Origin of the sequence: Acetoanaerobium pronyense (assembly GCF_017874355.1) — a bacterium.
GTDB lineage: Bacteria > Bacillota > Clostridia > Peptostreptococcales > Filifactoraceae > Acetoanaerobium > Acetoanaerobium pronyense.
In genome coordinates, this window is sequence record NZ_JAGGLI010000002.1 from 101,978 (window position 1) to 115,469 (window position 13,492).

A 13,492-nucleotide genomic window follows, 5' to 3' on the forward strand; every position below is an offset into this window, starting at 1 on the left:
TTCGAAAAATTACAAAAAAATTATGTAATTTATAAAATAAAAATTTTATATTTAAATCATTTTCAGTAATACACTCTTTAGGAATTATTTATTTCAAATAAAAACACTTCCAAATATAAAGCTAACCTAGATGCTTTTTAGAAGTGTTTTTATTTTAGTTAAATGAATATTTTAGTTAATAAGTTTTTTTATATCTTCTACTTCTTTTGCAAATACATCAAGAGCAGACTTCACTGTATTTTCATCTGACATATCTGCCCCAGCTTTTTGGAGCTGGTCAATAGGGAAGTTATTTCCCCCGTCACTAAGAAATTCCATATAATCTTCTAATGTTCCTTTTTCACTTTTTAGTATTTTAGTTGAAAGAACTGTAGCTGCAGAAAACCCAGTAGCATATTTATAAACATAAAAATTGCTATAAAAATGTGGTATCCTTGCCCATTCTAAAGCTATCTGCTCATCTATCTTCATATTTTCCCCAAAATATTTTTTGTTGAGTTCGTAATATATATCACTAAACTCTTTTGCAGTAAGAGCTTCTTTATTTTCTACTCTCTTATGAATTTCTCTTTCAAATTCTGCAAACATAGTCTGTCTAAAGACTGTCGTTCTAAATTGCTCAAGGTGGTAGTTGAGAAGATAAAGCTTTTCATTCTCATCTTTTGAAGTCTTTAGCATATAATCCATTAGAAGGAGTTCATTTAGTGTAGATGCAACCTCAGCTACAAAAATAGTATATCTTGAATTTATATAAGGATTATTTTTTCTAGAAAGATAGCTATGCACAGAGTGTCCTAGCTCGTGTGCAAGAGTAAATAAGGAATTTAAATCATCTGTATAGTTCATAAGAATATATGGATTACTGTCATAGCATCCCCATGAGTATGCACCAGATTTTTTTCCTTCTCTTGGATATACATCTATCCAGCTTTCGTTAAAAGCCTTTTCGATTATTTTGACATAATCCTCTCCAAGGGGCTTTAGAGCTTCTATAATAAGGCTTTTAGCTTCTTCATAAGGTATTTTTCTATCTACACCTTCAATCAAGGGTACATAAACATCATACATATGAAGTTCTTCTAGTTTTAGTCCCTTCTTTTTTACCTCCAAATACTCATACATTGTAGTTAGTTTATCGTGAACAGCGGAAATAAGTGAATCATATACACTCAAATCCACATCATCTTCAAATAAAGGTAATGTTCTTGCACTTTCAAAGTTTTTTAGTTTTGACTGAATTACAAGATTTTTTATTGCCCCCATTAGTGTGGATGCAAAGGTGTTTTTATATTTGTCGTAGGTTGAGTACATCTTCTCAAAAGCTTCCTGACGTATGTTTCTATTTGGATTTGTAAGCATATTGGTATAATTGGCATGTGTCAGCTCAATCTTTTCTTCGGTTTTTTCTAGTACAGGAAATTTCATATCCCCGTAGCTAAGCATATAAAAGGTATTTTGTGCAGAGTCCCCCATCTCACTGGCTGAACTAAGGATGAATTCTTCCTTTTCTGAAAGGGTATGAGGTTTTTTTCTTATAACTCTTTTGATATATGTCTTATATATGCTATATTCTTGTGAATCTATAAGCTTATTTAATTCCTTGTCTTCAATGCCTAATATAAGGGGCTCTATAAAAGAAAACTGTGAGCCAATACTGTTCATTAAAGACTCCATTTCCATTGCAAGCTTTTGATTTGAGGATATATTTGCATCCTCATCTCTTTTCATATGGGAGTAGACGTAAAGCTTGTCCATAGTTCTTGAGACACTTGATCTTAAATCTAAAATGCTGAGGAGATTAGACTTAGGATTTTCTTTTAATTCTTCTAGTCTTTTCATTTCTTCGTCTATAAATTTAACTGCTGTATTTATTTCTTCCTCTGTCTTAAAAATTTTTGAAAGGTCCCATTTATAGTTTTCCATAAAATCCTCCTTGGTTTGTTTGTCATAATCCTTATTATTTATTCCCATCTGTATTCATAATAAGCTCTATAGATTCTTTCATGTTTTTAACAGCCTGATCAGAGCTTTGCTCAAGTAGAAGAGCCTTATGGACTTCAGACTGAATGGAAATCGATATATCCGCATAATAAGGAGATGTTGGTCTTGGATTTGCATTTTCAAAAGAAGGATACATATACTTAAGAAAGGGCATTGAATTATTTATCTCAGAATCATTGTATAGTTTTTTTATTGAAGGAAGATGACTGTTTCTCATGGCTCCAATTTTTTGAGCCTCTTCTCCTGCTCTAAATTTAGCAAATTCTATAGCAGCGTCCTTGTTTTTTGAGAAAGATGATACCATTACCTGCCATCCACCAAGGGTAGTCTGGTTTTTTCCCCTTGAATTTCCTAGTGGAAGTTCTGATATTCCAACAAGTCCTGCTACACTTGATTTTTCAGGATTTTGTGAAATTTCCCAGCCACTTGACCAGTCTCTTATAAAAATTTGATTTCCTTCATTGAATATCACCCTTGCATCTCCACTTCTAAATGTGGTTATGTCAGGGTGGGTCATATTTGGAGTATTTACGATTTGAACCATTTTTTCTATACCTTCTATAAAATCTTTACTTTCTATTTCAATCTCTTTTCCATCTTCTGATAAAACTCTGCCTCCATATGCCCAAGCAAACTCTAGGGCACTTGCTGTAAGTCCTTCGAACTTATCCCACGAAGCTCCAAATCCATAGAGATGGCTTCCTTCTCTTTCTATTATATAGTTTGATGTATCTATAAGTTCATCCCAAGTTTTGGGTACGGGCCTTTCATACTTTTCAAGTAAATCCCTTCTATAATAAAGCATTCCAGAATCTATCCTGTATGGTATTCCCCAAAGACTTCCCATAAATCTATTTGCCTCAAGTGGTCCTTTTAAAAATCTTTCTTCCTCTTGTTCATCTATATACTCATCAAGAGGCTCCACCCAACCTGCACTTGCAAATATAGGAGGCCAAACCACATCAGAGTCAAAGACATCTACTGACATCTCTCCTGACTGAAAAGCTTTTTTGATAGTTTCAAATTTATCCTCTGTATTTTCAGGAAGTTCCACTAAATTAACCTTTATATCTGGATTTTCATTTTCAAAAAGTTCTATTATTTCCTTTACTGCTCCACTTAAATCAGGCTGTGAGTAATAATTTATAATAATTTCTTTTTCCTTATTTGCAGTTACTAGGTTTACGGTCTGGATTATTAAAAAAGTAATTGCAAATGCCATTAAAGCAAGTATGATATTCTTTCTCATGCTTCCTCCCTCAACTGTTTTAGAAATATTAATTCTTATCTACATTATTATACATTATAGCTCTCTATTTTATTAGTTTTTTCTTAATTTTTAAAAAACATTATTTCTTATTTTAGGTTGAATATTTTGAATTTTTGTAGTATATTTTTTTTAAGTAAATTTTCTCATTATTTTATTTATCAAGAAAAAATTCTCTCACAGGAGGAAGTACTATGTCTACGCTCTTAAAAAGCTATATTCACTTTGCAGACTTTATAGCAAACAGCATGGGAAGCAATAGCGAAGTAGCTATTTATGATCTTACGGTAGATGGAGGTTATCTTTTTTATATTTCCAAAACAAGATTTACAGGAAGAGAGATTGGAAACAAACTTAGCAATAGCCTTATCGAAACTCTAAAAAAATATAAAGAAAATAAAAAAAAGTCATCTAATATCCCTTATATGTCAAAAATTCCTGTAAAAACAAAGGAAGGCAGGCTACTACGCTCCTCTTCATATTTTATCGAAGAAGGAGAAGATGTGGTAGGAATCATAAATATTGCAGTGGATATAACAGATATGGTCATAAGTGGAAACTTCATAAACTCAATGCTAACGGAGCTTACAGGAGGTCCTGAGAGAAACCTCTCAGCAGAAAGCGATATATTGCCTGATGACTTTAGCTCTATGGAGCACCATGCTTACAGCATAATTGATGAGGTTCTTATGGAAATAAAAACCCCTCCAGATGCTCTTTCAGCAGATGAAAAAATAAGTATTATAAGTATGCTAAATCAAAGAGGAGTCTTTCAGCTCAAGGGAATAATAGGATACGTGGCAAAAAGACTTTATACTTCTGAAAAAACTATTTATAGATATCTCAATAATCTTAGGCAATAGGCAATTTTTAAATATAATTATTAATTAGGAGGAATGAAAATGGCTACAAGAAAACCTGAACCTTTTAAAATCAAAATGGTAGAACCTTTAAAAATGACAACTAAAGAAGAGAGAGAAAAAGCTCTTATCGAATCTGGCTATAACCCTTTTCTACTAAAATCCAATGACGTATACATAGACCTTCTTACAGATAGCGGAACTGGTGCTATGAGTGAAAATCAATGGGCTGGAATCATGCTTGGCGATGAGTCTTATGCGGGTTCAAGAAACTATTTCAACCTAGAAAGTGCTATACAAGATATTATAGGTTATAAGTATGTAATTCCTACTCACCAAGGAAGAGGAGCAGAGCAGACTCTATTCCCATCACTTATTAAAAAAGGTCAATATGTCCTTGGAAATATGCATTTTGATACTACAATGGCTCATATAGCATTAAATGGAGGAAGACCTGTAAATTTCGTGACTGATAAGGCATTTGATACTACTACTCCTTATGATTGGAAGGGAAATTTTGACCTTGAAAAAATGGAAAACTTTATAAAGGAAAAAGGTGTAGATCAAATAGGATTCCTTCTTATAACAATTACCTGCAACAGCTCAGGTGGACAACCAGTTTCAATGGAAAACATAAAGGGTGCTTCTGATATTGCTAAAAAATATGGAATAAGATGCTTTATAGATGCTGCAAGATTTGCAGAAAATGCTTATTTCATAAAAACAAGAGAAGAAGGATATGCAGACAAATCCATAAAAGATATCATCAGAGAGATGTTCTCTTATGGTGAAGGTTTTACAATGAGCGCTAAAAAAGATGCTATCGTAAATATAGGTGGAGTACTTGGAGTAAAAGAGGATGAAAATCTATTTAATGAATGTAGATCAAGAGTGGTTCCTCTTGAAGGTTTTGTAACATATGGTGGGCTTGCAGGAAGAGACATGGAAGCTCTTGCTAGAGGTCTTTATGAAGGAATTGACTACGATTACCTTGATTACAGAATCTCTCAGGTTAAATATCTAGGAGACAGATTAAAAGAAGCTGGAGTACCTATTCAGTACCCAACTGGTGGACATGCTGTATTTGTTGATGCAAAGAAAATACTTCCTCATATACCTTATGATCAGTTCCCAGCTCAGGTTCTATGCAATGAAATATATCTTGAGTCAGGTGTAAGAGCTGTTGAGATAGGCTCATTCCTATATGGAAGAGATGCTGAAACTGGAGTACAGCTTGAATCTCCTCTTGAGCTAGTAAGACTTACTATACCTAGAAGAGTATATACAAACGATCATATGGATGTAATTGCTGATGCTGTCATAGCTGCAATGAAAAAAGCAGATACCCTAAAAGGACTTGAGTTCACTTACGAGCCTAAGGTTCTAAGACACTTTACAGCAAAACTAAAGCCTGTAGAGTAAGTTTGAGCTTAGGGCAAAATAAAAATCTTTAAACAAAAACGCTTTAGCCAAAACTAAGTATTTCATTTTGACTAGAGCGTTTTTTAATTAATTTATTTATTTTTTATTAAGGCTTCTCTTTCAAGTCTCATATGTTTGACTATGAGCAAATCTAGCTTCTGACTAAGCTTTAAGATCTCCTCTTTGTATATTTCCCTGTAATTCACATATAAATTTAGCTCTCCCCTCAACATATCTATCTCTTCTTTGAGCCATTCATACTCTTTCCCCAACATTTTCTATCCCCCTATTATTTTATTTTTTTAGTAGCAAAGTTCATAAATGACATTCTCTCTACCATAAATTTGGCTACTATCCCTACGAATATACCTGTCCCCACAGATACATAGGATAAAATAGGCAGATAAACTAATATAGCCAGATTTTGTATAATAAGTGCAGCTGCAAGCATCTGTCCTATATTAAAAAAAAGTGCTCCACTGACGCTTACCCCTACAATGCTTATATCAAGTTTATGAAATTTTTTTGTAATTCCCATCGCTAACAGTCCAAGAATTCCTCCACTAATACTGTATAAAAATGCAGAAAACCCACCACCAAACATTGAGGAAATAAATATCCTCATCCCTAAAACCGCTAGAGCATCTCTAAACCCTGAGATATATAGCACGCTTAAAGTGATTATATTAGCGAGTCCCAGCTTAGCTCCTGGGGCAATAAAGCTTATTGGTGGAAGAAATGATTCTACAATATAAAGTACCAGACTTTGGGACACCATTAGTGACAAGTATACAAGTCTTTTTGTCTTAGTCATTAAATCTCTCCAAATCTAGAGTCTTCTTTCAAGCTCTTCTTTTTCCTTTTCAAATCCTTTTTTTCCTAAAAGAGCAAACATATTTTTCTTATAAGCCTCTACTCCTGGCTGATCAAATGGATTAACTCCTAAAATATATCCGCTTATAGCACAAGCTTTTTCAAAAAAGTATATCATATATCCAAGGTTATATTCATCTATCTTTGGAATATTGATTACTATATTTGGAACGCCCCCATCATTGTGGGCAAGTAGAGTTCCCATAAAAGCTTTCTGGTTTACAAAATCCATAGTCTTTCCTGATAGATAGTTGAGTCCATCAAGATCACTTTCCTCTTCCTTTAGCTCAATATCTTTTTTCGGACTTCCTATGCTCAGCACAGTTTCAAAGAGATTTCTATTTCCATCTTGAATATATTGCCCCATAGAATGAAGATCCGTGGAAAAATCTACAGAAGCTGGGAATATTCCCTTTTGGTCCTTACCTTCGCTTTCACCATAAAGCTGTTTAAACCATTCTGAAACATAATGAAGCTGAGGCTCATAGTTTACAAGAAGCTCTATCTCCTTCCCTTTTCTAAGAAGTATATTTCTTAGGAGGGCGTAAATAAGAGCCTGATTTTCTTCCCCTTTTTCAGAAAGATATTCTGCTCTAGCATCTCTTGCCCCTTCCATAAGTCTATCAATATCTATTCCAGAAACAGCTATTGGAAGGAGTCCAACTCCAGTAAGGACTGAAAAACGACCTCCTACATCATCTGGAATTACAAAGGTTTCATAGCCTTCTTCATCAGCAAGGGTTCTAAGAGCCCCTTTGCTTTTGTCAGTAGTTGCATATATTCTAGCTTTTGCCTCTTCTTTTCCATATTTTTTTATTAAAAGCTCCTTTAAAATCCTAAATGCAATGGCAGGCTCTGTAGTTGTTCCAGACTTTGAAATCACATTTACTGAAAAATCTACGTCTTCAAGGACCTCAAGCATATCAGCCATATAGGTAGAAGAAATTGAGTTTCCTGCATAAAATATTTTAGGAGCTTTTCTTTTTTCTTTTGAAATATCATTTTTGAAATTATGGGACAGTGCTTCTATTACTGCTCTTGCACCAAGGTATGACCCCCCAATACCAATTACTACAAGAATCTCTGAATCTTCTTTTATTTTTTTGGCTGATTTTTTTATTCTTTCAAATTCTTCTTTATCATAATCAACTGGTAGGTCTACCCATCCTAAAAATTCATCTCCAGGTCCTTTTTTTTGATTTACCATGTCATTAGCTAGATTTGCCATAGGCATTAAATATTCTAACTCTTTTTCCTTTATAAAGTCACTGCATTTGGAGTAATCTACTTTCAGTTTGTTCATTTTCTACCTTCCCTTCTCCAATAATTTTAGATTTAGAAAAAACCTCTGCATAGTTAGCAGAGGCTTTTAGCCTTTGGTGTTGGTTATGCTGATATACTTCCCTTTGCATCAATTACAGCTCTAGCTATATTGGAAGCATGATCGGATATTCTTTCAAGATTGCTAAGCAGGTCTAAGAATATTATACCAGATTCTGGATTACATGTGTTATTGTTAAGTCTATATATATGTCCACTTCTGCAAGATTTTTCTATTATATCAACTTGATCTTCCATTTTTAGAGCCTCATTTGCAAGCTCAAAGCTTCCTTCTTTTATGGACTGAAGGGTCAACTCATATGCGGACATCACCTTACCGTACATAGTCTGTATATCCTTTTTAGATTCCTCTGAAAACTCAAGATCCTTTTCAATCACATACATAGCGAGCTCAGCAATATTATCTGCATGGTCTCCAACTCTCTCGATATCATTGATTGTGTTAAAAAGCTCATCAACTATTCTTCTATCCTCTCCTGATATTTTGGAGTTTGAAAGCTGGATAAGATAGCTCATAATATCTCTTTCTAGCTGATTTATTTTTTTCTCTATATCAAAGGTCTTAAATACGTCATCCTTGCTTTTATAAAATATAGCATCCATAGAAGTTTCCAGTGAAGATTTTGCCACAAGTCCCATATGAAGACATTCTTTTATTGTATTTTTTAGGGCAATTGATGGAGTGCTCAGCATTCTTAGGTCTATGTATTTTGTCATCTTTAGTTCTTCTATTGGTTCTCCCTCAGGAATTATTCTCTCAACAGCCTTTACAATAAGTCCTGCAAACGGGAACTGAATAATTACATTTGTAATATTAAATATAGTATGTGCATTTGCAATCTGTCTCTGTATGTTTATAGGGTCTATTGCTACAACCATTCTTGTAATAGGAATATGAAGTATAAGTGCAAACATCACTGTCCCTACGATATTAAAAATAAGATGCATAAGAGCCGCTCTTTGTGCATTTTTACTTGCTCCTATACTCGATATAAGAGCCGTAGTACATGTTCCAATATTTTCTCCGTAAAGTATTGGTAGGGCTGCCTCAAATGGTATCATCCCTTGAGACGCTAAGGCAAGAAGTATACCCATAGATGCTGATGAACTCTGTACAAGGAGCGTAAGAGAAAAGCCCATTAGGATTCCAAGTAAAGGGTTATGGGAAAAACTCACCATCATATCACTAAAAGCCTGAATTTCTCTAAGTGGATAAAGTGCTTCTTTCATATAATCCATACCTACAAATAGTATACCAAATCCTATAAGTACCTCTGCATAGTTCTTTGTCTTTTCGCTATTTGAAAGCATGAGCATTGCAACCCCAATACCAACTGCTATAGGGGCATACGCTCCTAGATTGAATGATATTAGTTGTGCTGTTATTGTGGTACCTATATTGGCACCCATTATAACTCCTATTGCCTGTGTAAGCTGCATTATTCCTGCGTTAACAAAACCTACAACCATAACCGTCGTGGCACTTGAACTTTGAATCACCGATGTTACAAATATACCTACAAGGACAGCTACAAATCTATTGTTTGTAAGAAGCTCAATTATCTTCTTCAATCTGTCTCCTGCCGCTTTTTGCAGGCCCGAACCCATAAGGTTCATACCTTAAAGGAAAAGTCCCAGTCCTGCCACTACTCCTAAAAGGATACTTATATACATTTCACCCTCCTGATTTTTGCTTTATTAGAATAAGATTTTTGCCTTAGAGAATCTCTAGGACTACGAATCCTATTTTACCAAAGAGAATGAAAAGAAATGTTAAGTTCATGTTAAGTTTGTTAAAATGTTTAAGTTTTTGTTAAGCCTTATATTTTTGGATTAAAGCATGTGCAACCTTCAGTCCATCAAGAGCTGATGTCACAATGCCTCCAGCATAACCAGCTCCTTCACCACATGGATACAGACCTTGTAGGGACTCAGACTCTAAAGTATTTTCATTTCTTACTATTCTAAGTGGTGATGAGGATCTTGTCTCTACACCTGTAAGAATAGAATCTGGATGGGAAAACCCCTTTAGTTTTTTGTCCATGGACACTATTGCATCCCTTAATGTATTTGTTAGTTCTTTTGGATATAAAGTGCTCATATCTGAAAGTGTAAACGAAGGTGTATATGATGGTCTTACTATTCCAATTGACTTTGATAGATCTCCTTTAAGAAAATCCCCTACTTTTTGAACAGGTGCTCTGTATCCTCCACCTCCAAGCTCATATGCCATCTTCTCAAACTTTCTTTGAAATTCTACTCCTCCAAGAGCTCCACTTTTGAAATCATTTGGATTTACGCTTACTAAAAGAGCGCTATTTGCATTTTCTAGGTTTCTTGCATGAAAGCTCATTCCATTTACTACAAGCTCATTCTCAGAGGATGAAGACCCTATCACAAGGCCTCCTGGACACATACAAAATGTATATGCAGCCCTATTTGTATTCTTGTCTTGGTATGTCAGATTATAATCCGCTGCTCCAAGCCTCGGATGATTATAAAACTCTTTGTACTGAGTTTTGTTTATCATCTTTTGAGGATGCTCTATACGAAATCCTACTGCAAAGGGCTTTGGAAGAAGCTTTACTCCAAATTTATCCAGCATTTCGTAGGTATCTCTTGCACTATGTCCAACAGCAAGGACTACCCTTGAGGTTATTATTTTTTCGTTATTGACCCATATAGCACAAATCTCTCCACCCTTTTCTTCTATTTTTTCAAGCTTACTTTCAAATCTTACTTCTCCTCCCATAGAGATGATAGATTCTCTAATCGATTTGACCACGTTTCTTAATATATCCGTCCCTATATGTGGTTTATGGGAGTAAAGAATATCCTCTGGGGCTCCGTGAGTATGAAGAATATTAAGTATTTCGTGGACTCTGATGTCTTTTATTCTAGTTGTCAGCTTTCCATCGGAAAATGTTCCCGCTCCACCTTCACCATACTGGACATTTGAATCAGGATTTAATACCCCTTCTCGCCAAAACTTTTCCACATCTTCTGCTCTTTTGTCCACATCCTTACCTCTTTCAATTAGAAGAGGCTTATATCCATTTTCCGCAAGGATGTAGCTTGCAAAAAGTCCAGCTGGTCCGCTCCCTACAACAACTACTCTCCCCTCACTTTTTTTATTTCCTTTTTCAAGCTTAGAGATTGTAGGTTTTTCATAAAATTTTATATTGGGATCTTTTATTCCTTTAAGTATCCTATCCTCCCTATCTACCTTTACTAGAACTTGATATACAAAGTTAATCTTCCCTTTTTTTCTTGCATCAATAGATTCCCTCAAAATTCTAAAACTCATATACTGGTCTTTTAGATTGAGTTTTTTCCTTATTTTGTGCTCAAGTATATCCATACTATCGTCTATACCTATTTTCAAATCAGATATAAGTATCATACTATGCTCCTCTTTCCATATTTATATAAATATCTATATCCCTAAATTCAAAATCTAAATACTCCATAAACTCTTCAACTATAAAATCCTTTATTGTTTTTTTAAAATTTTCCTCATCCACTATTTCCTTAGTGGAATGAAAAACCCCTAGAAATTTATGCTTTATTCCTTTTATAAAAAACTCTTCTGATGCACTTAATAAAACCACATCAAGCCTCCCAAGTGAGTCTTTAAAATCAACCTCATCTGTATAGGGAAAGATATCAAAAGATTTGAGATTTTCATAAGGAGTAGGGTTTTCTATTCCTAAAATTTCATTAAAATCTTCCATTTGTATGGCTTCTCCTTCCTTTAAAAAGCTAAAGTCTTCCATAGGAAGACTTTAATAATTTAGATGTTTTCACTTAAAAGCTTATATATATTTTCAAGTGTATCAGTTTTTCTAATCTTTTTAATGCTCTCTATAAGTTTATTTCTATAGTCTTCATCTCTTTTGATTAATCTGAGATATGCTATAAAGGATGTTTCGTCTTTTGCATATATACCTAGATGATTGTTTAGTATGAACTGGACATTTCGCTCTTCTTGACCCGGCAGGTATTCTTTGATAGCTATAGGTACTCCAGTTGCAATACATTCTGTAAGTGTAAGTCCTCCCGGTTTTGATATAATTATATCTGAAATTTCCATAAGTTCATTTATATCCTCAGTGAATTCAAAGGGATGGATTCTCTCATCTTTAATATCTTTAATAGTTTTGTAAAGCTCTTTATTTTTTCCGCATATAACTATTATATTGCAGTCCTTTTCCCACTCTAACAGAAGCCTTGTTTCTTTTTCTAAATTTCCTATGCCATAGCCTCCACCCATAATGAGATAGGTAAATCTATTTTCTTTTATTTTATATTTTTTATAAATGCTTTCTTTATCTATATATTTATTAAATTTAGGATCGATTGGAATTCCAAAAAACCTTACTTTTTTCATATCTACATTTAATGTATCAAGTTCGCAAGAAAGTCTTTCTGAAGGAAATATATAATAATCAGTTGATGTGCTTATCCATGAAGGATGGACCACATAATCTGTCACTATTGTCATTATTTTGCTTTTCAGCTCATCCTTCTCCTCAATAACCTCAAGAAGTTCTCCTATAAAAGGATGGGTGGATATTATCCAGTCCGGCGAAGTTTCTTCAATTAATTCTTTAAGTTTTTTTTCAAGGACTATCTTATTGAATATATCACTTATTTTTAGTTCTTCTTTATTTTCAATTTCCTTTGAATTTATTTTAAATCTTTTATTTTTTCTTTTCTTTTTCTTCTTACTTTGCTGAGTTGCCTCCTGAGCTTCTTTTTTGTAAAGATAGGAATATATTTCTGGAATATATTTAAGGGCTCTTAGATAATATTCAGTAAACAATTTATTGAGAACCGGGCTTACATACTCAAGTATATCTACAATTTCCACTTCATTGTTCGTATCCTGCATTTTAATAAAGTCTTTTAGGGATTTTGATACTTTTATATGACCAAACCCTGCTGATACAGATAATATAAGTACTTTCAAAATAATCCCCCCGTTTATCTTTATAGTATTATTATATTTTAGGATTCTCCTTTAGATATATATTCAACAAATTGAAACTTGTCTGCCCTATCAATATATATTTCCTCTGTTTTTTCTAACTCTACACTTAAACCAAAGCCTCTTCTTATTATATCAATTATAGGACTCTTATTTTCCATATTTTCAAAGAGAGTAGACTTGTTGCCAATAGCTTTAAATTCATATGGTGGAGCTATCGCTACAGAGTTTACATTAATATGGTTTCCTGCAAGGGTTACCTCAGAAATCGGAGTGATTCTTTGTCCATTAAGGGATATTGCTTCACTGCCACTTCCTTTTAACTCGTTTATTAATATCAAAAGAAGCTTTCTGTCCTCCATCAAAAAAGCAAGATTTCTATCATCATCTGCAGATATAGTCATTACTATTCCTTCTCCAGCTACATCCAAAAAACCTAAATCCATTTTTAATTCATCTAGTCTCTCTTTTGACTGAGCTATAGTTTCATTATACCTAGATGCTCTTGTTTTTAAAGACTCAAGCTCTTTTTGAAGGTCTCTTCTTTTTCTAGTCATTTGATACAAATCGGTTCTTTCTTTGTTTATATTTGATATTATTTCCCTCGTATAAAAAGAACCATCAACGCTTATCTGATGGGGACTTTTTATTTGTATTCCTATCAATATTCCTAAAAAGACTATCATAAGGATTAATGTTCTAACGGATTTAAAATACATAATAAAAAATCCCTTTCCT

At 33.8% G+C, this 13,492-nt stretch carries 12 protein-coding genes; 2 read left to right on the forward strand and 10 right to left on the reverse strand.

Going from position 1 to position 13,492, the window contains the following annotated elements:
- Positions 1-171: 171 nt before the first annotated feature.
- Both pepF and J2Z35_RS01690 read right to left on the reverse strand, forming a co-directional pair.
- Positions 172-1,923 carry an oligoendopeptidase F gene (gene pepF, locus J2Z35_RS01685; RefSeq protein WP_209658712.1) on the reverse strand — a complete coding sequence of 584 codons (1,752 nt, stop codon included), beginning with the start codon at positions 1,921-1,923 and terminating at the stop codon, positions 172-174.
- Between the two features lie 34 nt (positions 1,924-1,957).
- Positions 1,958-3,250 (reverse strand): ABC transporter substrate-binding protein, encoded by a 1,293-nt coding sequence (locus tag J2Z35_RS01690; protein WP_209658714.1) that lies wholly within the window; start codon positions 3,248-3,250, stop codon positions 1,958-1,960.
- Between the two features lie 212 nt (positions 3,251-3,462).
- Between J2Z35_RS01690 and J2Z35_RS01695 the strand changes: the two genes are divergently transcribed.
- The gene (locus tag J2Z35_RS01695) at positions 3,463-4,131 is read left to right on the forward strand and encodes a helix-turn-helix transcriptional regulator (protein WP_209658716.1); all 669 of its coding nucleotides are present in this window, start codon (positions 3,463-3,465) and stop codon (positions 4,129-4,131) included.
- Between the two features lie 39 nt (positions 4,132-4,170).
- Positions 4,171-5,550 (forward strand): tryptophanase, encoded by a 1,380-nt coding sequence (locus J2Z35_RS01700; protein WP_209658719.1) that lies wholly within the window; start codon positions 4,171-4,173, stop codon positions 5,548-5,550.
- Positions 5,551-5,642: 92 nt separating this feature from the next.
- On the opposite strand, the gene J2Z35_RS01705 is transcribed toward J2Z35_RS01700, so the two are convergent.
- From J2Z35_RS01705 to J2Z35_RS01740, 8 genes are all read right to left on the reverse strand, one after another.
- Positions 5,643-5,825 (reverse strand): aspartyl-phosphate phosphatase Spo0E family protein, encoded by a 183-nt coding sequence (locus J2Z35_RS01705; protein WP_209658720.1) that lies wholly within the window; start codon positions 5,823-5,825, stop codon positions 5,643-5,645.
- 14 nt (positions 5,826-5,839) lie between these two features.
- On the reverse strand, positions 5,840-6,364 hold the full coding sequence (locus J2Z35_RS01710; RefSeq protein WP_209658722.1) for a Gx transporter family protein: 525 nt from the start codon (positions 6,362-6,364) through the stop codon (positions 5,840-5,842).
- Positions 6,365-6,379: 15 nt separating this feature from the next.
- On the reverse strand, positions 6,380-7,726 hold the full coding sequence (locus tag J2Z35_RS01715) for a glucose-6-phosphate isomerase (RefSeq protein WP_209658724.1): 1,347 nt from the start codon (positions 7,724-7,726) through the stop codon (positions 6,380-6,382).
- A gap of 83 nt (positions 7,727-7,809) precedes the next feature.
- Positions 7,810-9,381: a Na/Pi cotransporter family protein gene (locus J2Z35_RS01720; protein ID WP_245330702.1), complete on the reverse strand. Its 1,572-nt coding sequence runs from the start codon at positions 9,379-9,381 to the stop codon at positions 7,810-7,812.
- Positions 9,382-9,577: 196 nt separating this feature from the next.
- Entirely contained in the window at positions 9,578-11,167 is a 1,590-nt protein-coding gene (locus J2Z35_RS01725; protein WP_209658726.1) for an NAD(P)/FAD-dependent oxidoreductase, read from the reverse strand.
- Between the two features lies 1 nt (position 11,168).
- Positions 11,169-11,498, reverse strand: a complete 330-nt coding sequence (locus tag J2Z35_RS01730) for a hypothetical protein (RefSeq protein WP_209658728.1) — start codon at positions 11,496-11,498, stop codon at positions 11,169-11,171.
- A 59-nt stretch (positions 11,499-11,557) separates the two neighbouring features.
- Positions 11,558-12,736, reverse strand: coding sequence for an MGDG synthase family glycosyltransferase (locus tag J2Z35_RS01735; RefSeq protein ID WP_209658730.1), 1,179 nt, complete (start codon positions 12,734-12,736; stop codon positions 11,558-11,560).
- A 38-nt stretch (positions 12,737-12,774) separates the two neighbouring features.
- Complete coding sequence (locus tag J2Z35_RS01740) at positions 12,775-13,473, reverse strand: DUF881 domain-containing protein (RefSeq protein ID WP_209658732.1); 699 nt, start codon at positions 13,471-13,473, stop codon at positions 12,775-12,777.
- Between the last annotated feature and the right edge of the window lie 19 nt (positions 13,474-13,492).